This is a genomic window from Pseudomonas sp. GL-B-26, from assembly GCF_019947405.1.
Lineage (GTDB): Bacteria > Pseudomonadota > Gammaproteobacteria > Pseudomonadales > Pseudomonadaceae > Aquipseudomonas.
On the sequence record NZ_JAGYGJ010000019.1, the window covers coordinates 76867 to 99659 of the forward strand.

Below are 22793 nucleotides of genomic sequence, written 5' to 3' on the forward strand. Positions count from 1 at the left end.
ACCCGATCCAAATGTTGATTAACGAACGCGACGCAGGTAACCGTCGGGCGCCACGGTGATCAGCAGCTTGTTTTGCAGCTGCTGGTCGATTTCAAAGTTCTTGTTTTCTTCCAGGTACTTCCACACGGCAGTCTTCGGGTTGTCACCCGGGCCCCACGGACGATCTGGAAAGAAATCGGCCGGCATGTCTTCGACCACGGTGTCCATGACCACGCAGTAGCTGTCCACCGAGACCAGTGGCGCATAAAGACGAAGCTCTTCAAGCACGTGATCATGGGTATGGTTGGAATCGAGCACCAGAATGACTTTTTTGCCTTCGGCCAACGCGCGCACTCGAGCGGCGATGGCCGGGTCCGTGCTCGAACCTTCGATCATGGAAATGCGTTTGCTCATCGGGTGGCTTTCGATGGCTTCGCGGTTGTGCGCACGGATGTCGAGATCGATGCCCAGCACTTCACCGTGGCCCTGCAGCTCCAGAAGCGAGGCGTAGTAAATGATCGAACCACCATGGGCGATACCGCATTCGATCACCAGGTCCGGTTTGACCTGCCAGATGATTTCCTGCATCGCCATCATGTCTTGCGGCAGCTGGATGATCGGTCGCCCCATCCACGAGAAGTGGTAGCTGTATTTGTGCTTGGCCGATTTATTGAAGAAATCCTGGGCCAGAGCGGTCAGCTCCTGGTCGTCGCCCTGACGGGCGATTTCTGCCTGACATTCCGCTTCGAAGGCTTTATGGATCGTGTTGTCGGTCATTTTTGTAATCTCAATAGTCACTGGAACGAAGCGCTGTCGACGGCGTGATAGACGTAGCGTCCACCGGTCATCCGCTTGATTTCTTCGAGGTAGTTGGAGTTCATCACAAACAGATTCGCACCTTCAGGCAGACCGTCCAGGGCCTCTTGCGGCGAAGAGACACGTACCCCGCTCAGCGGCAGATAACGGCCCTGCTTGGACGGGTTGATGTCCACCACATGCTCGACAGTCACACCGGCGCGCTGCAGGAACAGCGAATAGATCACGCCCTTGGATGAGGCTCCCCAGATGCCTGCGCCCTGAGTGCCGCTGGCGCGAATGATCTGCACCGCTCGCCCGATGCTGGCGGTGAAATTATCCGCGAGCGTGAGCAGTTGCGGCGCCTCGACCGGTGCTCGGCGCAAGGTCGACAGGTCCGCGACGATGTACAGGTACTGCCCGCCAAACAGGTGCCCCGACTCGTGCACCGTGCCGAACAGACCGCGCAGATCCGCAAGACGGAAGTAATTCACATGTTCGTAGAACACATCGAACCAGGCGTTATGTTCGACAATCCAGTCGAAGCAAGGCACCTCGATGTAAATCTGCCCACCCTGATTGGCGCTGGCAATTTCAGCCAGGAAGCTCACCGGATCGCTGATATGTTCCAGAACGTGGCGCAAAACGATAGCGTCGGCGGCCAGCCCCAGCTCCTTGGTGAAGGGGGCCTTGATGACTTCGACGTTGTCACCTTCGTAGGAGGGGTCGATACCGGTGATGGCATAGCCCAGCTCGCGCAGCATCTCCAGGAAATAACCTTTACCGCAGCCGACTTCAATCAGGCTTTGCCCTTTGAAATGATGAGCAAGAATGGCCTCGACATCATTCAAGTGCTGCTGGAACTGAACCGAATGGGCCTGTTCGTTTTGATAGTCGGCGTCGTAGCTGAGCTTGCTGGCGTCAAAGGCCTGGTTGAAGATCAACCCGCTCTGGCTGTCCTGCACCAGCACGATATCGGCGCTGCCCGAAGCCCGGGCCTGCTCGGCGCTGGCAAATGTGCGGTTCTGGAGTACCGGCAGCCCGGCCACTCGATATAGCTCACGCTGCATGTTCTTCTCCTGCCAGTTTCGAAATCCGCTGGGCCACGCCCCAGAACGCCATGGGTTCATGGGCGGAGTAACCGTAGTGCCCCAGATTCAGGGCGATGGACGATTGACGCTGACGAACATGCTGCTCAACCAGCGCCCTGACGGAAACCGGTTGCCCGCTGCAGCAATTGATGACGCCTTCCACATCGCGACGGGCGATGAGCATCGCCAACAGACCCGCGGCCTGCCTGATTTCCAGGTAGTCACGCAGCTGGTCGCCCGCCGACATATTGAACTGAGCGTCACCGGCGTCGATGGCCCGGTCGAGGCTGGCCAACAGGCTGTTGGGGTTCTGTCCCTCGCCATGCAGATAGAACAGCCGCGCCCACTGCAAGGTGAACGGACGCTCACGCTGCAAGGCTTCAAGAAACAACCGCAAGGTGTGTTTGGCCAAGCCATAGGGGGTGTTGGGTTGTGCCGCCACCGCCTCGCTCAAAGGGCCACTTTGCAGCCCGTACTCGAAACAGGTTCCGGTGACCAGCACCTGGCTGACGCCGGCCTCGACCACTCGTTTGAGAAAAGCGTAATCCAGCGGCAAGTTGCGCTCGAAATGGAACAGCGCCTGATAGTTCGGCAAGCCGGTCCAGGCCAGGTGCGCGATGGCATCGACCCCCTCGGCCAAAGCCGTCACATTCAGATCCGGGGACTGGATATCAGCAGCAACGAATTCCACGTCGCCAAACCACGGCATCGCACGGGCCGCTTCGATGTTTCGCGACACGGCCCGAACCTTGAAGCCTTTGGCAAGCAAGGCACTGACCAGATGTCGCCCCACAAAGCCACTGGCGCCGGTGACCAGCACTTTCATTGCGCGAGCTGTCACAGCACGACACCGCTGAAATGGTCATCCAGCAGTGGATGGCCGGCATCCTTGGCCGACAAGTTCTTGACGGGCAACGGCCAAGGTATGGCCAATGCAGGGTCATTGACCGAGAGGCCGGCTTCATGGGCGGGGGCGTAATCCGCATCCGTCAGATAGAGCACTTCCGAGTCGTCGGTCAAGGATTGAAAACCATGGGCGAAACCCGCCGGGATCAGCAGGCTGCGCCCATCGTCGGCACGCAGCTCTTCAGCGTGCCAGTGCAAATACGTGGGCGACTGCGGGCGCAGGTCTACCACCACATCCCAGACCGCGCCGCGTATGCAGGTAATCAGTTTGGACTCGGCGAACCCGGCTTTTTGGTAATGAAGGCCTCGAACGCTGCCCTTCTCGGCAGTACGCGAATGATTGATCTGGCGGATAGCGAAAGGTCGGCCCTGCACCGTCAGGCTGGTCTGGCAAAACAGGCGGGCAAACCGGCCTCGATCATCACTGAACACTTTCTGCCGAATCAAAAACAACCCTTCCAGTTCCAGCGCCTGGAGCGTGAGTTCGTTCATGACCGTTCCTTGTAAAGATTCAATTGATTCAGGGTGACCGCACGCATGTCCTCGCCATTCTTCCAGGCCAGATGCCAGTCCAGCGTATGTTCAAGACACTGCCGCAGCGACCAGCAAGGGCGCCAGCCGAGCAATTGCTGCGCACGACTGCTGTCCAGTCGCAACAGGCCGGCCTCATGCAGGTCGCTGGCCTCGATACGCAGCCCGGGTGCCTGCGGCCAGCGGCTGGCCAGCCGCTCCACCACTTTTCCGACGGTACACATATCGGCATCACCCGGGCCGAAGTTCCAGGCCCCCGAATACGCCGGGCCCTGCTCGTACAAGCGTTCAGCCAACAACAAGTAACCGGCCAGAGGCTCCAACGCGTGCTGCCAGGGACGTACCGCTTGTGGGTAGCGCAAGGTGACCGGTTCATTCGCGGACCAGGCCTTGAGTACATCCGGGATCAGCCGCTCCGGGGCGAAGTCACCACCGCCCAGTACATTGCCGGCACGGGCAGTCGCCAGGGCCAGGCCATGCTCGTCATAACGTTCGGCGGCGAAGAATGAGGCGCCGTAGGATTGCGCCAGCAGCTCGCAGCAAGCTTTGCTGCTGCTATAGGGGTCATGCCCGCCCAACGGTTCGTTTTCACGGTATGGCCACAGCCATTCCTGATTGGCGTAAACCTTGTCGGTGGTCACCAGCACACAGGCACGGACACCACCGACCTGACGAATCGCTTCGAGCAGGTTGAGGGTTCCCATGACATTGCTGGAATAGGTGCCCAACGGGTCGCGATAACTTTCACGCACCAGCGGCTGGGCCGCCAGATGCAGGACGATCTCCGGTTCGGTTTCGGCGATGACCTCAAGCAAGGCACCCAAGTCACGCAGGTCGCCGCGCTGGTCGTTGATGCCTTCGTGAACACGCGCCAGTTCGAACAGGCTCGGTTCGGTGGACGGATCAAGCGAAAACCCGCTGACCTTCGCACCGAGGCTTTGCAACCACAACGTCAGCCAACTGCCTTTGAAACCGGTGTGGCCGGTGATCAGGACTCGCTTGCCCTGCCAGAACTCCGCGTTCAGTCCCACTGCTTCCATGGGGCCTCCCCGCTCTGCCACAACGCTTCCAGATGATTCTTGTCGCGCAGGGTGTCCATTGGATGCCAGAAGCCGTCGTGCTGGAACGCATGCAATTGTTCTTCGCCCGCCAGTCTAGTCAGCGGTTCGGCTTCCCAGGAAGTTTGATCATCTGCGATGTAGGGCAGCACTTTGGGTGACAGCACGAAGAAGCCGCCGTTGATCCAGCCGCCGTCGCCGCGAGGTTTTTCGGTGAAGCCCAACACCGTGTCGCCATTACGCTCCAGGGCGCCATAACGGCCTGGCGGTTGCACAGCGGTCACTGTCGCCAGCCTGCCATGAGACCGGTGAAAATCTACCAGCGCTCCGATGTTCAGATCCGACACACCGTCTCCATAGGTGAAACAAAAAGCTTCTTCGTTTTCCAGATAACGCGCGGCACGGCGCAAACGCCCGCCGGTCAGCGTCTCTTCACCGGTGTCGATCAGGGTGACACGCCATGGTTCGCTGTAATTCTGGTGAACATCCATGCGGTTTTCACGCATGTCGAAGGTGACATCGGAGGTGTGCAGGAAGTAGTTGGCGAAGAAGTCCTTGATCGCATAGCCCTTGTAGCCAAGGCAGATCACGAAGTCATGAATCCCGTGGGCCGAGTACTGTTTCATGATGTGCCAAAGAATTGGCTTACCACCGATCTCGATCATCGGCTTGGGCTTGAGGTGCGACTCTTCGCTGATCCGCGTACCGAGACCACCTGCCAGAATTACTGCCTTCATCGCTGTCCTCTTGCTCTTCGCGCGGCCCGTACCCCGCAGGGGTAGGCGAACCGTCAGATGCACATCATTTGCCCGCAGCCAGTGGTCGTTCACGCCCTTGGGGTGAAGGTTTTATGGCGATATACGGGTGACTTGCAGGAAGTGAGCCAATTGCGCAGGACAAAAAAAACGTCCGAGTACGGGTTACGTTCGGACGTCTTTTAAGGTTGAGGGTCAGCGACGAAATCAGTCCGGCAACCAACCCCACAGCCAATGCTGAAGGTTGTCGCCACGCAGCATGAAATCACGATGCACCGCTTCACGCAGTTCGTCGCCCATGCGGTAGCTGGCATCCGGATCGGCCAAGTGCATGCGGATCGCTTGCAGCCATTCGTCCGAGCTGTTGCTGTAGACCTTGGTGCACGGCAAGTGGCCGCGATAGGCCTCGGTGTCGGTGCAGATCACCGGGTAACCGCAAGCACCGTACTCCAGTAACCGCAGATTACTTTTGCAGTCGTTGAAGATGTGGAATTCCAGTGGTGCCAGTGCCAGGTCGAGGTTCAGGCTCGCCAGTTTGAACGGGTAGCTCTGCAAGCCGACGGAGGAATGAAACTCGTGGATGTACGGGCGCAAGGCGTCAGGGCACATGCCAAAGAACACCCACTCGACCTCGTTCGCCAACTCGCGCACGACCTCGGCAATGATCTCCAGGTCCCCGGTATGACTGGTGCCGCCACCCCAGCCAACGCGCGGCTTGCTGGAGGTTCGGCGGCGGCTGGTCAGTGTCGCCCACGGGTCCGGCGACAGCATGTTCGGTACTACGCGAATCTCGCTGTGCATGCTCGATAACGCGTCGGCCAGCGGCTGGGTCGTCACCACCACACGATCACACAGTGCGATGCCTTCGCGCAGCATCTGTTCAGTGTTGACTGGCTTGTTGCGGGTGTGGGTGTTTTTCTTCGGCGCGCTGACAACGTAGTCGTCCAGTTCGAAAATCCGAAGTGCACTGGAGTATTTCTTTATGCGCAAAATGTCACTGACAGCACCTTCACTGTAGCGACATTGCAGGATGATGGTGTCCGGGGATAACCGCTCGATCTCCACCGTCGATGGAGACTCATAGGCGAAGCGGGAAATCACTCGTCCCGCCGCCTCGAGTTCCTTCATTGGCCCGGTGACACGATAGTGTCCGACCGCAGTGCTGTTGACCGGCAATCCCAGAATCAGCGGCAAGGCACGGGTGCAAAAAGGGTTCCAGTTGTCGCGCAACGACGTCTCCAGGCTGAAACTGGAAAACCCAAGGCTCAGCGCGGGACTGTAAGCCGGATCCTTGGCGATCTGCGGCAGCCATTTGCTGTAGAACGCGTCTTCCTCACGCTCGCGTAGCGCAGTCGTCGAAGTCGACCGTGACGCACCGGCCTGCGACGCCAATACCACGCTGGCATAGGGCGTCCAGACCACCAGATAGCCGTCCTTGCTCGCCCGCAAACACAAATCGACATCGCTCAAGCCGAGGCTGAACGTGGCCTCGTCCAGTCGGCCGAGTTCTTCAAAAACGTGTTTACGTACCATCAGGCATTGACTGCTCACGGCACTCCAGCTCTGGGTGACCTGCAAACGCTGCATGTAACCACGACCGTTCGCGGCCTCGCCAGCAAACGGCGAACCGACCGGCCCGGCCAGCCCCAGGATCAACCCGGCACTGACGATGGCTCCCTCGGGACTCAGCAGCCTGGCACCCACCACGCCCACTTCGGGACGCTGAGCATGGTTGAGTAACTCGTCCAGCCAGTCGCCATCGCAAATCACGGCTTGCGCATCGAGCAGCACCAGGTAATCGCCCCGCGCCTGACTCGCCGCGAAATTACGAATGGCCGCTTCGTTGGCCTCCCCAGCGTAATTCAGCACCCGCAACATGGCGGCACCGAGTTGCGCCATTGCCGCCAGCCACTCGATCATCGCCGGCTCATCACTGCCGCTGTCGACGATCAGGATTTCGTACTGAGCGTAAGCCGTACGCTCAATCAGGCTTTCGGTACAACGTTGCAACGCATACAACGAGCCACCGGCCTGGATGATGATCGATACCAACGGACGCGCGACGTGCAGGTAGTCGATGCGATTGATCAGCGGCAGCGCTTCGTGACGTATCCTGTGCGGCACGCCGATACGATCCAGATGAGCCCCAACCATACCGGCGTTGCGCTCGATCACCTCGGGCAGCGACAGCCAATCGGCAAAGGCCAGACTCGACTCCACCTGAATCTCGGCGATGTGCTCGACGATCTGTGGCCCGGCCTCTTCAACCAGACGCCACAACAGATCATGGGGCGCCAACTCACCGTGAGCCGAATCAAAACCGCCCATCGCCATGAAGCGCTGGCGCTCAAACGCCAAGGTTCGGCCGACGTAGGGATAAGCGCGCATCAGGTCAAGGTTGAAATCCGGCTTGAACACCGGGTCGACCGACTCGCCATCGGTCAACTTACCTTCATCGCTATAGGCGCACAGAATGCCGGGCGACCCGGCGATACGCTCAGCCAGAACCAACAACGCCGACTCGCGTAAGGTGTCGCCCGCCCGCAATAAGTAAAACCAGTGAGTGCCCTCCAGTTGGGGCACCACGGCATTGAGCTGTTGCGCCCAGTCTGCCTGGAATGGCAGCTGCAGGAGGCGCTCATCAGTGTCGCAATGAGCATCAGATACCACCACCACCGCCTGCGGCGCATAGAGCTGGGCACGAAGGCTCTGCAACGTCATGTCCAGCGCAGCCACGTCAGCGTCTCTATCAATCACGATCGGTACGATTTGCGGACGCGACGACCAACTGTCGATGCGCTGCGGCATCAGGCGTTGCTCGACCTGCGAAAACCTCCGGATCGCCAGCCATTCACGATAAAAATCTTCGTAGCTCTCACTCTCTCCGCCCACTCGGCCACTGACCACCGTGTTGCGGTTACCGAGAATGCGCGTGACGCACAGCTCTTGCCATGCGTGAGGTTGATCCGTGACATTGGCCAGGTCGATGTAACGGACCCAGCCCGACGCCGGTGCCGATTCGCCGCTGCGTACCGCGAGCATCTGCGCCAGCCAGCTCCACTCCACCGCAGCGGCCTTGAGCATCTCCGGGGTTTTGCTGAGTCGTTGCGGGTACAACCGCTCGGTGCTCAGCACCGTGTTGAGCGACACCAGATTGCCGCGACGCATCAGACACACAAACAGGGCGAAATCGAGCATGGCGACGAAACCAGCGCCTTCCTGAATCAGCGCCGGCAACAACTCCAATACATCGGCCCGACGTATCAGGGTCGAACTGAAGTTGCCGAGGAAATTCTTTGGCGTACCTTCGAAGATCGCCAGCATGTCGTCGCCTTTCAGCAACGCATCGTTCGGCGAGAAGCGGCAGTTGTCGATCCGCGGCGGCAGGAGGAAATTACCGGCATCGCTGAGCATCCGCAGGGCAAACACCACATTGACATCGGCATGGTCGATCAACACCTGAGCCTGCAAGGCAATACTCGGCGCAAACAGACGGTCGTCGTCACACAGCACTTTGATGAACTCGCCCCGGGCTTCTTCTACGCAACGCAGCACGTTTTTCTGCAAGCCCAAACGGTGTGGATTACGCAGGTAGCGAATCGGGTGCGCCGGCTCGACAAAGCTGTCAACGATGTCGCGGATCTCGTCGCTGGAGGAGTCATCGCAGATGACGATCTCGATCTGCTCGTAGGTCTGGGCGAGCGCACTTTCCAACGCCTGGCTGAAAAAGCGCGGGTTGAAGGCAGGGATGACGATACTGACGAGGGGGCGTTGATTCACGACGGGAAACTCTCGAGCGGCGGGCCTCCCCCTTTCAGGTAGAGGCCACGGAACCGCTTAGGAAAAGACGGTTACAGCTCGACTGGCACAGACTCAGACCTTGTTGAACAAGCCCAGCTGAGCAATCTTGCTGAAGGCCAGTTGCGAGGCTTGCAACATGGTTTGTTGCAAGGTCAGACGGGTCATCACTTCAGCCGGATCGGAATCTCGGATCGACGATTGAGTCTGGGCATTGGCCAGGATCAGACTCTGGTTGGTATCGCTCTGGGTGGCCAGGGCTTGGCCACGCCCCCCCACCGAACTCAACGCGCTGGACAATTGGTCAGTGCCGCTGGCCAGGTTGGCATTGCCCGCAGCCAGCGACGCTTGCAGCTTCTGGGTTGCGATCGCATTGCCATTGGTTGGCGTGTTCAGCGCAGTTTTCAACTGGCCCACGGTGTCCAGAATGTTCTGGGTTTCGTGGGTGTTCACCGCAATACTGAACTGATCACCCGCACCCGGAGCACCGGTCAGCGAAAAACTAACGCCCGATGCAGTCGCCACACCGGCAGCCACAGAACCGGAAGACACCGGTGTGCTGCTGGCAGTCAACGGCGCCGCGTACAAGTCAAATGCGGTGGCGCTGGTGAACTTCAGGATCGCCGAGCCACTCGGGAAACTGGCGTGGTAGCTCGCAGGGTTAGTGACGCTGCTGCCGCTGATCTGTGTCGCCGACGGGTTACCCGGGCTACGGGTCGCGGTGAAGGTGTCGGGCTTGGCCGCCAGGGTAAAGCTGTGGCCCGGCAGCACGGTCGCCGCAGTATCACCGACGCCCAGATTGATATTGAGGGTCAGCTCGACGCCGCGGAAAGTGACCGCCTGACCCGCTGCGGTGGATGGATCGAACGCGCCGCCCTGACTGGCTTCGGCGGTCACGTCGGTGCCGGCCGAGTCAGTGATTTTCAACTGGGTGCCGCTGACGAAGTCCACGGTGTACGGCTCGCCGCTACGGAACTTGTTGTTGTAGGTGATGTTTGACGACACCTGGCCGTTGGACAGGGTGACGCGGCCGTCATCCACGGCCGGCGCGGTCATGGTGACCTGGCTGCGGCTCGTATTGATCGCCTGCTGGAACGCATCCCAACCGGTGCTGTTGGTTGCCATCGACATGGTGTCGCCGATTGCCAGATCCAGTGTTACCTGATCGCCGTTGTAGCTGTAGGTACCGTCGTTGTTGCGCGAGAACGGCGCGGTATCACCCTTCGAGCCGGAGAAGATGTACTTGCCGTTCTCGTCCTTGCTGTTCATCAGACTCAGCAATTGCTCTTCGATCTGACCCAACTCCGAAGCTGTGGCCTGGCGATCGGCGTCGGTGTACCCGGCATTGCCGGCACTGACAGCCAATTCCTTGGCGCGGGTCAGCACGTTGTTGATGCTGGTCATCACCGCCTCGGTCGTACCCAGGGTCGCCTTGAGGGTGTTGGTATTGGCCGCGTACTGATCGAGCATCGAAGCCTGTTGACCCAACTGCAGCAAGCGCGAAGCGCCGACCGGATCATCAGCCGCCGTGTTCACGCGAACCAGGCTGCTCGCCTCTTCGCTGCTCTTGACCACGTTGGCGAAGTTTTTCTGGTAATTGGCAGCCGAGGACTCGTAAAACTGGGCGGTAGAAATGCGCATGGACTACGACTCCTTAAATGCTGTTGATCAATGTGCTGAAGATTTCCTGCGCAGCCTTGATGATCTGCGAAGAGGCGGTGTAGTACTGCTGATACTTGACCAGGTTGCCGGTTTCCTCGTCGAGGTCGACACCCGACAGCGAGTCGCGCGCACCTTTGGCGTTCGCCAGGATGGCTTCGGTCGCGGCGCTGTCGAGCTTGCCCTGGGCGGCCTTGGAACCAACGCCTTCGACCAGTTTGCCGTAAGCGTCGTTCAGCGAAATACCTTTGCTGGCGGAGCCGGTGTCCACGGTCTGTGCGGTTTGCAAGCCGGCCAGTGCGGTGCCGTTACGGTTGTCCAGGCTGCCCGGCTGACTGAGCGAGACGTTGATCCCGGCGCCGTTGCTGGGGGAGCCGGCGATGGTCATGCTGAAGGCCGCGGTGTACTGAGTGGCAGGCGCAGGCGGGATCGGCGCACCCGTGGCGTCCTTGAGCGGAATGCTCAGGCTCAGGGTGTTGCTTTCACCTGGCTTGATGGTGCCGCTGCTGATCAACCCGCCCTTGGCATCCAGGAACTGGTAGGTCTGACTGGTGCCGTCGGCGGACACCGCACCAAATACAACCTTGGTCGGCGTGGAGTTTTTCAGGCCGTTCTGCATCGCGGTGGTGGTCGCCGCGTCGTAGATATCGAACTGGGTGGTCAGGGTCGGTTGACCGCTGGCCGGGATCGTCAGGGTGCCGCTGCCACTGCCGCTCGCCGCAATAGCCGCACCCAACGGTGCCGCGATGGCCAGACGTTTGGAGTCGGTCATCTCGGTCTTGATGTTGGCGGCCGCATTGCGGGTCGGGGTGATCTTGAAGGTATCGCCTGCAGCCGCGGTGCCACCGGTAAGATTCAACGAGAAACCGTCGATCACCGGCGCTGGTGTGGTCAGCGTGCTGTAGCTGCCAATAGACGAATTGTCTGGCAGGCGCTGCACGGTGTAGTCGGTGGCGCTGGTGAACGTCACCTTGTAATCGTTGATGGTCAGCTTGCCGGAGTCTTCGATGCTGACATCGAAGTTGCCCGAACCCACGCTGTTATTGCCGGAGGCGATGCTGCGCTGAGCCATCTGCGCGGCACTGTTGATGCTGTTGAACAGGTTCGAACCGAAGTCACCGTTCTTGTCGATGCCCTGGGCCTGAATGCTGTTCATCTGATCGGCGACGACTAGAGCGACGCGACCCAGTTCGTTCATGGCCGGGTCGAGCACGGTGCTGCGATAGCGCAGCAAACCGCCGATTTCGCCACCGGTCATGATCGACGTGATATCGATGGTGCTCGAACCACGATTGAGTTGCAGCGCCAAGCGGTTCGGGTCGTCTTTGCCCGGCACGACTTCGAGTTTGTTGACAGTGTTGCCCATGACCAGCGGCTGGCCGCTGCCCAAATAGATATCGACGTTACCTTCGCGTTCGACGATCTGCGCGCCGGTAAAAGTCGAGAGCTGGCGTACGGTCTCGTTACGGGCGTCGAGCAGCTCGTTCGGCATGCCGCCGGAGCTGGAAATCTCGGCAATCTTCTGGTTCAACTGCGCCACGGTGGTGGCCAGTTTGTTGACCTGATCGGCCATGTTCGTCAGGTTGCCGTTGATGTTCGCGTTTTGCGCGTTCAACTGGCTGGACACCGAATTGAAACGGTTGCTCAAGGCCTGGGCATCGCTGAGCAGCAACTGGCGCGACGCGTCGTCGCCCGGCTTGGCGTTGACGTTCTGCACCGAGGCGAAGAACTTGGTCAGTGCGCCATTGAGGCCGGTGCCGCTGTCGGACAGCAAGGTATCCAGTGGCGTGACCTGACCCAGATACGCCGCCGAATCGCTGTTGAGCGAGGTGGTGGTCTGCAGTTGGGCGTCAAGGTAGCTGTTGTACACCCGGCGTACATCGGCCAGCGTCGTGCCGGTGCCAATGTAGACATTGCCGAACTGCTGCGAGGCTTTGGTGCCCTGCACGGTCTGCTGACGCGAGTAACCCGCGGTATCGGCGTTGGCGATGTTGTTACCCGTGGTCATCAACGACGTTTGGCTGGCTGACAGCCCCGACATCCCGATATTGAGCAAACTCATGGTTCAGACCTTATAGCTTATGCCTATAAAGGCGTAGTGGTAGCGCCCGCCGCAGCGTAGTTCTGGTAACTCGTCATCTGCTTGGCTATCTGCGAAATCTTGCTTGCGTAGTCCGGGTCGGTTGCGTAACCGGCCTTTTGCAACTCGCGCACAAACTGTTCTGGGTTATCGGCAGACTTCACAACATCTTGATAGCGATTGTTGGTTTGCAGCAGCGTCACAAGGTCATGGAAGCTGTCCTTGTAAGAGTCATAGGAACGGAACTCAGCCGTCTCCTTGACCATCTCGCCATTCCTGAATTCGCTGGTGATTGCCCGCGCCGATTCGCCCTTCCAACTGCTGCTGGCCTTGATGCCGAACAGGTTGTGACTGCTGCTGCCATCCTGAGCACGCATGACCGATTTGCCCCAACCGGTTTCCAGGGCGGCCTGCGCCACCAGGTAACGCGGATCGACACCAATGCGCTCGGCGGCCTCCTTGGCCATTGGCAGCATGGTGTTGACGAATTCGTCGGCGGAACTGAACGCTTTCTTCGCCGGCGCCAGCGGTATTTGCGCCATGGCACGACCATAAACCTGCAGGCGCCCGCTGGATGTCGTATCCGTTTGCGAAGCCAGCCAATCGCCGTTGTACAGAGGACCGGCACCGGTCTTGGTGGTCTGCGGCATTTGGATGCTGTTCTGCGCCGTCGCGGCCGTCGCGGCAGTGGTCGATGCCGACGGCACCAGCCCTGCGAGCAAGCGGTCGGCCAGTTTCGGCGGCAGCGCCAGGCGTCGCTGATTGATCAACGCCATATCATTGCGATGAGTGCCCTCGCCCGCACTGGCCGACGACTTCACCGAGCGCGAAGCCCACAACGGACGCTCGCCATTGAGGCGCGACAGCGGCCCATTGGTGGCGACCGTACCGGCGGCAATCGGGGTTTCCACGGCGGCTTTCGCGGCAGCTTGCTTGGCGGCTGACGCAGCAGCAGCCTCGCCCGGAGCCAGCGGTTTGTTCTTCGACATCTGACGCATCAGCACGTCGGCCAGACCAATACCACCCCCCTCGCGGGACATGGAAACGGCCAACTGCTGGTCGTACATTTCCTGGTATTGCTTGGCTGCGGGCGTGTTGAGCGGATTGTCCTGGCCCAGCGCGTCGGTGGCCGAGCGCATGGACTTGAGCATTTCACCGAGGAACAGCGACTCGAATTCCTGCGCAACCTTGCGCATGTTCGCGTCACTGTCCTTGTCGCCGACCTTGAGCTGGTTCAAGCGATTCAGGTCCGAATAGGAACCCGAATCGTTGCTGCTGACCCCCAATCCGCCCTTGCGCATATCCATGGTCGCCGTCCTCAGATCACGATCAGGTCGGCTTGCAACGCGCCGGCCTGTTTCAGTGCTTCGAGGATCGCCATCAAGTCACCCGGTGCCGCGCCGACCTGGTTCACCGCACGCACGATTTCGTCGAGGGTGGTGCCCGGGCCGAACTTGAACATCGGTTTGGCTTCCTGCTGGGCGTTGACCCGCGAGCGCGGCACGACCGCCGTCTGCCCATTGGACAGAGGGCCGGGCTGGCTGACGATCGGGTCTTCGGTGATGGTCACGGTCAGGCTGCCGTGAGTCACGGCGGCCGGGGAAACCTTGACGTTCTGGCCGATCACGATGGTGCCGGTCCGCGAGTTGATGATGACTTTCGCCACCGCCTGACCCGGGTCGACTTCAAGGTTCTCGATGATCGACAAATAGTCGACGCGCTGACTTGGATCGAGTGGCGCGCTGACACGAATCGAACCGCCGTCGATGGCCTGGGCAACGCCAGGGCCGAGCATATTGTTGATCTTGTCGACGATGCGCTTGGCCGTGGTGAAGTCCGAACGATTGAGGTTCAGGGTCAGGCTGTTGCCCTGATTGAAACCGCTCGGCACCGAACGCTCCACCGACGCACCGCCCGGGATACGACCGGCCGACGGAACGTTGACAGTGATCTTCGAACCGTCACGACCTTCGGCATCAAAACCGCCGACCACCAGGTTGCCCTGAGCGACCGCATAGACGTTGCCGTCGATACCCTTGAGCGGCGTCAGCAGCAAGGTGCCGCCGCGCAGGCTCTTGGAGTTACCGATGGACGATACGGTAATGTCGACCTGTTGACCTGGCTTGGCGAACGCCGGCAAATCAGCACTGATCGACACTGCCGCGACGTTCTTCAACTGCACGTTGCCCGAACCGGCCGGCACCTTGATACCGAACTGCGAGAGCATGTTGTTGAAGGTTTGCAGGGTGAACGGCGTCTGCGTCGTCTGGTCACCGGTACCGTTAAGCCCGACCACCAGGCCGTAGCCGATCAATTGGTTGGAACGTACGCCGGAAATACTGGCGATATCCTTCAGCCGCTCGGCTTGAGCGTTGAAGGCCGCAGACAGCAACAGTGCGGCCACCATCAGGCTTTTGAAATTCAACGTGGCCACCTAGAAAGGGAACAGCGGGCTGAGGAAGAAACGGTCGAACCAGCCTGGCTGACTCGCATCGGCAAACGAACCGGTGCCCGAATAGGTGATGCGTGCATCGGCGATGCGTGTTGACGAAACCGTGTTATCGGTCGCGATGTCATCGGCCCGGACGAGGCCGGCGATCCGTACCAGTTCATCACCGGTATTGAGGGTCATCCACTTCTCGCCGCGCACGGCAATGATGCCATTGGGCAAGACGTCGGCGACGGTCACGGTGATCGAACCGGTCAGGCTGTTGCCCTGCCCGGCCTTGCTGTCACCCTTGGTCGCGCGGTCGCCGCTGTAACTCGCATTCAGCGTCAGGTCACCGTCACCCAATGGATCGTTGACGTGAGGGATTGTGCCGAACAGCGACGTCAGGCCAATGCCGGCCTTACTGTTCTTGGCCACTTGCGAGTTGGCGTTTTTACTGGCCTGGGTTCTTTCGTTCAGGGTGATGGTGATGATGTCACCGACCCGGAACGCCTTGCGGTCGCTGTACAGGTTCTGTTCGAAACCGGCCTGGTAGATCGAGCCGTTATTCGCGGCGGCCGGCAACGGCGTACGCGGCAATACCGGGGCGTAGTAAGGGTCATTGGGCTTGGGCGTCGGACCGACGCAACCCGAAAGCGCGGCGATCCCACTCAGTGCCAGAACAGATACATAGCGATTCATGACCCTACCTCACGGTGTTGCAGGCGGCCTCATGGCCGCCTCATAGACTTGATTACAGATTCTGCGTTACGAACGAGAGCATCTGGTCGGCAGTGGAGATCACCTTGGAGTTCATCTCGTAGGCGCGCTGAGTGGTGATCATGTTGACCATCTCTTCAACGGTGCTGACGTTGGAGGTTTCCAGGGTGTTCTGCAGCGTGGTGCCGAAGCCGGCCAGGCCCGGGGTGCCGACTTGCGGCGCGCCGCTGGCAGCGGTTTCCAGGAACAGGTTGTTGCCCACAGCCTGCAGACCGGCCGGGTTGATGAAGTCGGCGGTTTGCAGGTTGCCGATCACCTGGGATGCCGGGTTGCCGGCAACGGTGATGGACACGGTGCCGTCGCGACCGACCGTGAAGGTCTGGGCATCGTTCGGGATGACAATGGCCGGTTCCAGGGCGAAGCCGCTGGCGTTCACGATCTGACCGTTGGAATCCAGGTGGAACGTACCGTCACGGGTGTAGGAAGTCGTGCCATCCGGCTGCAGAATCTGGAAGAATCCGCGACCGTCGATGGCCATGTCCAACGGCTGTTCGGTGGTTTGCAGGCTGCCGGCGGTGAAGTTTTTCTGGGTGCCGATAATGCGCACACCGGTACCCAATTGCAGACCCGACGGCAGTTCACTGTCCTGGGTCGACTGGGCGCCTGGCTGGCGTTTGATCTGGTAGAGCAAGTCCTGGAACTCGGCGCGGTCACGTTTGAAACCCGTGGTCGACACGTTGGCCAGGTTGTTGGAAATGGTCGTCAGGTTGGTGTCCTGGGCGGACAGACCTGTTTTGGCAACCCATAGAGCCGGAAGCATTCGATTCTCCTCGTGCGCCTGTTTTACGGCGCGACGTTCTGATAATTAGCTGATCTGCAAGACCCGAGCCATGGCCTGGTCATCGTCTTTGGCGGTGTTCATCATCTTGATGTGCAGCTCGAACTGCTTGGCCAGGGCCAGCACCGAGGTCATCTCTTCCACGGCGTTGACGTTGCTCGATTCAAGGAAACCGGACACCAGTTTGACGTCGGCATCGGCTTGCGCCGGCTTGCCGTCCTTGGTGTGGATCGAACCGTCCAGGCCTTTGGTCATGTTCTTGAAGTCAGGATTAACCAGCTTGATGCGGTCGACTTCCGCCATCACGCGAGGACCTTCGCCCATCGCACGAATGCTGATGGTGCCGTCCTCGCCCACTTCGATTTGCTGCTCGGGCGGCACGGCAATCGGCCCGCCATTGCCCATCACCGGCATACCGTTGCCGGCCCGCAGCACGCCCAGGGCGTCGACGTTCAGGCTGCCGGTGCGCACGTAGCTTTCACCGCCGTCCGGGTTCTGCACGGCGATCCAGCCATTGCCTTGCACCGCGACATCGAGGTCGCGACCGGTTTCCACCAATGCGCCAGGGGAGAAGTCGGTGGCCGGACGTTCGGACAGGGCAAACGCACGCGCCGGAAAGCTGTCACCAAACACCGGCATCGAACGAGCCTGCTCCAGGTCTTTCTGGAAGCCGTTGGTGGAGATGTTCGCCAGGTTGTTCGCATGAGCCTTCTGCGCCAGTGCATTCTGGCTGGCGCCGGTCATTGCCACATAAAGGTACTTGTCCACACTCTTTCCTCTGCATGCCGGACGTTTGCCGCCCACTGCTGTACTGCTGAGCCATAAGCAATTTGCAGACCAACTTTTTTCTGGCGGCGCAGGGCCCGGCAAACAAAGGACTTGAGGGGTTCAGGAGGGATTGGAGGATTGTGTCGAAGACGAAAAACCGGCGGTGTTATGCCGGTAAGTGGCAACTCTCAGCCTTGGCAGAACCCTGTGGCGAGGGGATTTATCCCCGTTCGGCTGCGAAGCAGTCGTAAAGCTGCCCGATGCGGTGTGACTGAGAGAATACCGGGGCGGCTTCGCCACCCAACGGGGATAAATCCCCTCGCCACAGTTGGATCTCAACCCGGTTCTTTGCCGACCTCATACTCACGCAACTTGTTGGCAATGGTGGTGTGCGAAACCCCCAACCGCTTGCCCAGCTGCCGACTGCTCGGGTGCTCGGAATACAGGCGCTCCAATACCGCTTTCTCGAAACGCCCGACAATCTCGTCCAACCCGCCCTCGAGCGAGAAATCGCCAAGCGGCTGACGCACGCCGTAGTCCGGCAGGCGAATATGTTCGGCCTTGACGGTCCCGCCCTCGCACAAGGAAACCGCCTGGAACAATACGTTTTCCAGTTGCCGAACATTGCCCGGCCAATGGTAGTGACTGAGCCGCTCCATCGCCGCCGGCGCCAGTTTCGGCAGCGGGCAACCGATCTGCCGACTGGCCTGATCGAGGAAGTGTTCCACCAGAGGCGTCAGACCATCGAGGCATTCACGCAGTGGCGGGATGTGCAGCGAAAGCACGTTCAAGCGGTGATACAAATCCTGGCGAAACTCGCCTCGTGCGCACAATTCCGACAGGTCAACCTGCGTCGCGCAGATCACCCGCACATCCAGATAAACCTCCTCATCACTGCCCACACGACGGAAGCAACCGTCCTGCAGGAAACGCAGCAATTTCACCTGTAAGCGCGGGCTCATTTCCCCGACGCCATCGAGAAACAGCGTACCGCCCGCCGTCAGCTCCAGCAGCCCGAGCTTGCCTTCTGCCCGCGCCCCTTCGAAAGCGCCGGGGCCGTAGCCAAACAACTCCGTCTCAGCCATGGATTCCGGCAGACCGGCGCAGTTGAGCGCCATCAACGGCGACTGCCCTCGCGGACTGGCCAGGTGACAGGCGCGCGCCAACAACTCTTTACCCGTACCGGTTTCACCTTCTATTAATAGCGGCGCATCCAGCGGCGCCATGCGTCTGGCTTCGCGCACCACCGCGGCCATCACCTTCGAGCTTTGGAAGATGCTGTCGAAACCTCGCAGTTCCTGCTTGCGCACGTTATAGATGCGCTCACCGACCCGGTCGGCGCGGTGTAGCGTGAGTACCGCGCCGGCCATGGCTTCGCTGTCGTCATGCTCCGATTGCAGTGGCGCGATGTCGGCGAGAAACACGTCGCCCTTCACCTTCACCCGCAAGCCATTGATCCGTGACTTGTTGGCGCGCACCAGTTCCGGCAAGTCGAAATCCTCGGCGTAACGCGACAGCGGAATCCCCGGCACCTCATCCACCCGCACGCCGAGCAACTGCGCCGCCGCGCGGTTGGCCGCGACGATCGAGCCGCCCATGTCGATCGACAGCACCGGAAACTCCAGGGCGCCGAGCAACGCATTGAGTTCCATGTGCCGACGTTCGCTGGGCATCAGCCCTACGCGCTTGACGCCGAAGACCCCGGCAATCGACTCGAATTTCGGACGCAATGCCTGAAACTGAATGTTGATCAGGTTCGGGCAATGCAGGTAGATCGCGTTGCCTTGCTCACCGCCGACCTCGCCGCGAGCGACGTTGATCCCGTACTCGACCAGCAGGTTGAGAATGTCGCGCAGAATGCCGATGCGGTTCTGGCAGTGGACTTTGATACGCATATAAAGGCCCGAAACAGGAGAGATCGAGGGCCTGAGCAAGGATTTTTCTGCACAGGCGCCAACTTAGTCGTCAAGATTATGTGACACCTGCACGCCATTTCAAACCCGCAAATCTCAATCCCTGCGCCATAGCCGCCGATCCGTAACGAATACTTTACAAAAATCGATGATTTTTCCTACGCACAGCCCGGCTCACGTGCTGCAACGCCGCATTTCTTGAGGTATTTCTAGGTCCATAGCAGGACATAACAAGAACGAAATCCCCTAGCAGGAGAGCAGCATGAAGCAGACGCAATACGTGGCTCGCGAGCCCGATGCGCAAGGTTTTATCGACTACCCCGCCGAAGAACACGCGGTGTGGAACACGCTGATTACTCGCCAACTGAAAGTGATCGAGGGTCGTGCGTGCCAGGAATACCTGGACGGTATCGAAAAACTCGGTCTGCCCCACGACCGCATTCCGCAACTCGGTGAAATCAACAAAGTCCTCGGTGAAACCACCGGGTGGCAGGTTGCCCGGGTACCCGCACTGATCCCCTTCCAGACCTTTTTCGAATTGCTCGCCAACAAGCAGTTTCCGGTGGCGACGTTTATTCGTACCCGCGAAGAGCTGGATTACCTGCAAGAACCGGACATTTTCCACGAGATCTTTGGCCACTGCCCGCTGCTGACCAACCCTTGGTTCGCCGAATTCACCCACACCTACGGCAAACTCGGCCTACAGGCTACCAAGGAAGAACGCGTGTACCTGGCGCGTTTGTACTGGATGACCATCGAGTTCGGCATGGTCGATACGCCAGAAGGCCTGCGCATCTACGGCGGCGGCATTCTCTCCTCGCCGAAAGAAACCGTTTACTGCCTGTCGGACGAACCTGAGCATCAGGCCTTCGATCCGCTGGAATGCATGCGCACGCCGTATCGCATCGACATCCTGCAACCGTTGTACTTTGTCTTGCCGAACCTCAAGCGCCTGTTCGACTTGGCCCACGAAGACATCATGGGCATGGTCAAGCAAGGCATGCAGCTAGGCTTGCGCACCCCAAAATTTCCGCCAAAGGCTGCGTGATCCGCAGCTTTTAGAATCAAGTGAGCCTGTCAGGAACCGACGCTTTGGTTTAGCGTGGTGAATTGACGGCCGAATTCCAATAATTCGATTTCAGGAACCCATCATGTCCACATTGAACCAAGCCCATTGCGAAGCCTGCCGCGCCGATGCCCCTCAGGTCAGCGACGAAGAACTGCCGGTACTGATCAAGCAGATCCCGGACTGGAACATTGAAGTGCGCGACAGCGTGATGCAGCTGGAAAAAACTTTCCTGTTCAAGAACTTCAAGCACGCACTGGCGTTCACCAACGCCGTCGGTGAAATCTCCGAGGCTGAAGGTCACCACCCGGGCCTGCTCACCGAGTGGGGCAAAGTCACCGTGACCTGGTGGAGCCACTCCATCAAGGGCCTGCATCGCAACGACTTCATCATGGCCGCGCGCACTGACGAAGTGGCCAAGGACGCCGAGGGCCGCAAATAATGCATTTCGACGCCATCGGTCGAGTACCCGGCGACCCGATTCTCGGCCTGATGGAGGCCTATGCGCAGGACCCCAACCCGCGCAAATTCGACCTCGGCGTGGGCGTCTATAAAGATGCCCAGGGCCTGACACCGATTCCCCAGGCCGTGAAGCTCGCCGAGCAGCGCCTGGTGGATCGGCAGACCACCAAAACCTACATCGGTGGCCACGGCGAACCGGCGTTCGGCAAGGCCATCGTTGAATTGGTGCTGGGTGCCGATTCCCCGCTGATCGCCGAACAACGGACCGGCGCGACGCAAACGCCGGGCGGCACCGGCGCGCTGCGCTTGAGTGCCGACTTCATCGCCCAATGCCTTCCGGGCCGTGGCGTGTGGCTGAGCAACCCGACCTGGCCGATCCACGAAACCATCTTCGCGGCGGCCGGGGTCAAGGTCAGTCATTACCCGTACGTCGGCAGCGATAACCGCCTCGACGTCGAAGCGATGCTCGCGGTACTCAATGAAGCGCCGAAGGGCGATGTAGTGCTGCTGCACGCTTGCTGCCACAACCCGACCGGTTTCGATTTGTCCCATGACGATTGGCGCCGAGTGCTGGACGTAGTGCGCAGTCGCGATTTGGTGCCACTGATCGACTTCGCCTACCAGGGCTTCGGCGATGGCCTGGAACAGGATGCCTGGTCGACGCGGTTGTTCGCTGCCGCGTTGCCGGAAGTGCTGATCACCAGTTCCTGCTCGAAGAACTTCGGCCTGTACCGCGACCGCACCGGCGCGCTGATTGTCTGCGCGAAAACCGCTGACAAGCTGGTGGACATCCGCAGCCAACTGGCCAACATCGCCCGCAACCTGTGGTCGACACCGCCGGATCACGGCGCTGCTGTGGTAGCGACCATCCTCGGTGATCCAGAGCTGAAAAGCCTCTGGGCCGACGAAGTGGAAGCCATGCGTTTGCGTATCGCCCAACTGCGCAGCGGTTTGGTTGAAGCGCTTGAACCTCATGGTTTGCGCGATCGCTTTGCGCACATCGGCGTGCAGCGCGGGATGTTTTCCTACACCGGTTTGACGCCGGACCAGGTCAAACAACTGCGTGATCATCATAGCGTTTACATGGTGGGCACTGGTCGGGCGAACGTCGCCGGAATCGATGCCACACGCCTTGATTTGCTGGCCGAGGCAATCGCCGAAGTCTGCAAATAACCATCAAGCACTGCAAGTCCCCCTGTGGGAGCGGGCTTGCTCCGGTCGGCGTTCCGACGAAAGCGGAGTGTCAGTCGACATCATCGTTGCCTGACACACCGCTTTCGCGAGCAAGCCCGCTCCCACATTTGTTCTGTGTCGCCCCCTCTTGCAGACCTGTCTAGACAATCCCATCCGTCGCAACAATTGGATATAAAAGTCTGATTGTCATTTTTACTGCTGTATCCTGCCCAAGCTTTTTTAAAAGCGCGGATCTACCAGATCTATCAACAGACTTTGCGAGGAGCGCGATATGCACGAGATCCCTAATCTCCCCTTCCCAAGCCTGCACGAAACTGAGCAGACGCCCACGCAACAAGCCGGTGCCCGACAGCCCGAGCCAAAAGAAGCCACTGAACGCCGCAAGGCCGACAGCGAAGACTGATTCACCTGCAATGCCAGACCGTGTGGAAAGCGCTAACATGCGCTTTCCACACCGCCTGAACCCTTGAGCCCCACCATGACCGACGACTTCACCCCTCCTTTTGATGAAGAGCTGCAGGCCAGCGTCCTGATCGGTACTACCGAGAAGATGATCGATATCTGGAATCGCCTGTCCCCCGAGAAACGCGCCGCGCTGCTCGCCCGTTTCGGCAGCGAAGAAAACGCCCTGGCCGCCCTGGTCACCACGCACCTGGTCGCTCCCGCCAAACCCTGATTCACCCCTCCCGGCAAATAGTTTTACTTTTTCCACGACCCGCAGCCGCTTGCGCCGCTATCATAAGCAGCCTATC

The 22793-nt window shown here is 59.8% G+C and carries 20 protein-coding genes; 5 read left to right on the top strand and 15 right to left on the bottom strand.

The window, feature by feature from the left end:
• Positions 1-18: 18 nt before the first annotated feature.
• The 15 genes from KGB23_RS14710 to KGB23_RS14780 form a co-directional block, all read right to left on the bottom strand.
• Complete coding sequence (locus tag KGB23_RS14710; protein WP_150655081.1) at positions 19-756, bottom strand: cephalosporin hydroxylase family protein; 738 nt, start codon at positions 754-756, stop codon at positions 19-21.
• 17 nt (positions 757-773) lie between these two features.
• Positions 774-1844 (bottom strand): class I SAM-dependent methyltransferase, encoded by a 1071-nt coding sequence (locus KGB23_RS14715; RefSeq protein WP_223431615.1) that lies wholly within the window; start codon positions 1842-1844, stop codon positions 774-776.
• On the bottom strand, positions 1834-2691 hold the full coding sequence (locus KGB23_RS14720) for an NAD-dependent epimerase/dehydratase family protein (protein ID WP_223431631.1): 858 nt from the start codon (positions 2689-2691) through the stop codon (positions 1834-1836). Before KGB23_RS14720 ends, KGB23_RS14715 begins: the two co-directional genes overlap by 11 nt.
• 11 nt (positions 2692-2702) lie before the next feature.
• Entirely contained in the window at positions 2703-3263 is a 561-nt protein-coding gene (rfbC, locus tag KGB23_RS14725; protein WP_223431616.1) for a dTDP-4-dehydrorhamnose 3,5-epimerase, read from the bottom strand.
• A complete protein-coding gene (gene rfbG, locus KGB23_RS14730) occupies positions 3260-4342 on the bottom strand; it encodes a CDP-glucose 4,6-dehydratase (protein ID WP_223431617.1) in 1083 nt (360 codons plus the stop codon). The genes rfbC and rfbG overlap by 4 nt, the downstream gene beginning before the upstream one ends.
• The gene (gene rfbF / locus KGB23_RS14735) at positions 4324-5097 is read right to left on the bottom strand and encodes a glucose-1-phosphate cytidylyltransferase (protein ID WP_223431618.1); all 774 of its coding nucleotides are present in this window, start codon (positions 5095-5097) and stop codon (positions 4324-4326) included. The genes rfbG and rfbF overlap by 19 nt, the downstream gene beginning before the upstream one ends.
• Positions 5098-5322: 225 nt before the next feature.
• Complete coding sequence (locus KGB23_RS14740) at positions 5323-8895, bottom strand: glycosyltransferase (protein ID WP_223431619.1); 3573 nt, start codon at positions 8893-8895, stop codon at positions 5323-5325.
• A 93-nt stretch (positions 8896-8988) separates the two neighbouring features.
• Complete coding sequence (locus tag KGB23_RS14745) at positions 8989-10554, bottom strand: flagellar hook-associated protein 3 (protein ID WP_223431620.1); 1566 nt, start codon at positions 10552-10554, stop codon at positions 8989-8991.
• A 13-nt stretch (positions 10555-10567) separates the two neighbouring features.
• The gene (gene flgK / locus KGB23_RS14750; RefSeq protein ID WP_223431621.1) at positions 10568-12634 is read right to left on the bottom strand and encodes a flagellar hook-associated protein FlgK; all 2067 of its coding nucleotides are present in this window, start codon (positions 12632-12634) and stop codon (positions 10568-10570) included.
• Positions 12635-12657: 23 nt separating this feature from the next.
• Positions 12658-13959 (bottom strand): flagellar assembly peptidoglycan hydrolase FlgJ, encoded by a 1302-nt coding sequence (flgJ, locus tag KGB23_RS14755; RefSeq protein WP_223431622.1) that lies wholly within the window; start codon positions 13957-13959, stop codon positions 12658-12660.
• 11 nt (positions 13960-13970) lie between these two features.
• Positions 13971-15059: a flagellar basal body P-ring protein FlgI gene (locus tag KGB23_RS14760; protein ID WP_150655399.1), complete on the bottom strand. Its 1089-nt coding sequence runs from the start codon at positions 15057-15059 to the stop codon at positions 13971-13973.
• 27 nt (positions 15060-15086) lie between these two features.
• Positions 15087-15782: a flagellar basal body L-ring protein FlgH gene (gene flgH / locus KGB23_RS14765; protein WP_150655072.1), complete on the bottom strand. Its 696-nt coding sequence runs from the start codon at positions 15780-15782 to the stop codon at positions 15087-15089.
• Positions 15783-15834: 52 nt separating this feature from the next.
• On the bottom strand, positions 15835-16620 hold the full coding sequence (gene flgG, locus KGB23_RS14770; protein ID WP_150655071.1) for a flagellar basal-body rod protein FlgG: 786 nt from the start codon (positions 16618-16620) through the stop codon (positions 15835-15837).
• A gap of 45 nt (positions 16621-16665) precedes the next feature.
• Entirely contained in the window at positions 16666-17406 is a 741-nt protein-coding gene (locus KGB23_RS14775; protein WP_150655070.1) for a flagellar basal body rod protein FlgF, read from the bottom strand.
• 335 nt (positions 17407-17741) lie between these two features.
• Entirely contained in the window at positions 17742-19301 is a 1560-nt protein-coding gene (locus tag KGB23_RS14780) for a sigma-54-dependent transcriptional regulator (RefSeq protein ID WP_223431623.1), read from the bottom strand.
• A 280-nt stretch (positions 19302-19581) separates the two neighbouring features.
• Between KGB23_RS14780 and phhA the strand changes: the two genes are divergently transcribed.
• The 5 genes from phhA to KGB23_RS14800 all read left to right on the top strand — a co-directional run bounded on the left by phhA (position 19582) and on the right by KGB23_RS14800 (position 22717).
• Complete coding sequence (gene phhA, locus KGB23_RS14785; protein WP_223431624.1) at positions 19582-20367, top strand: phenylalanine 4-monooxygenase; 786 nt, start codon at positions 19582-19584, stop codon at positions 20365-20367.
• A gap of 103 nt (positions 20368-20470) precedes the next feature.
• Positions 20471-20827 (top strand): 4a-hydroxytetrahydrobiopterin dehydratase, encoded by a 357-nt coding sequence (locus KGB23_RS14790; RefSeq protein WP_223431625.1) that lies wholly within the window; start codon positions 20471-20473, stop codon positions 20825-20827.
• Positions 20827-22020 carry an amino acid aminotransferase gene (locus KGB23_RS14795; RefSeq protein ID WP_263288624.1) on the top strand — a complete coding sequence of 398 codons (1194 nt, stop codon included), beginning with the start codon at positions 20827-20829 and terminating at the stop codon, positions 22018-22020. Before KGB23_RS14790 ends, KGB23_RS14795 begins: the two co-directional genes overlap by 1 nt.
• A gap of 292 nt (positions 22021-22312) precedes the next feature.
• The gene (locus KGB23_RS30150; protein WP_263288625.1) at positions 22313-22444 is read left to right on the top strand and encodes a hypothetical protein; all 132 of its coding nucleotides are present in this window, start codon (positions 22313-22315) and stop codon (positions 22442-22444) included.
• A 75-nt stretch (positions 22445-22519) separates the two neighbouring features.
• Positions 22520-22717, top strand: a complete 198-nt coding sequence (locus KGB23_RS14800; RefSeq protein WP_046046420.1) for a hypothetical protein — start codon at positions 22520-22522, stop codon at positions 22715-22717.
• Positions 22718-22793: the final 76 nt, after the last annotated feature.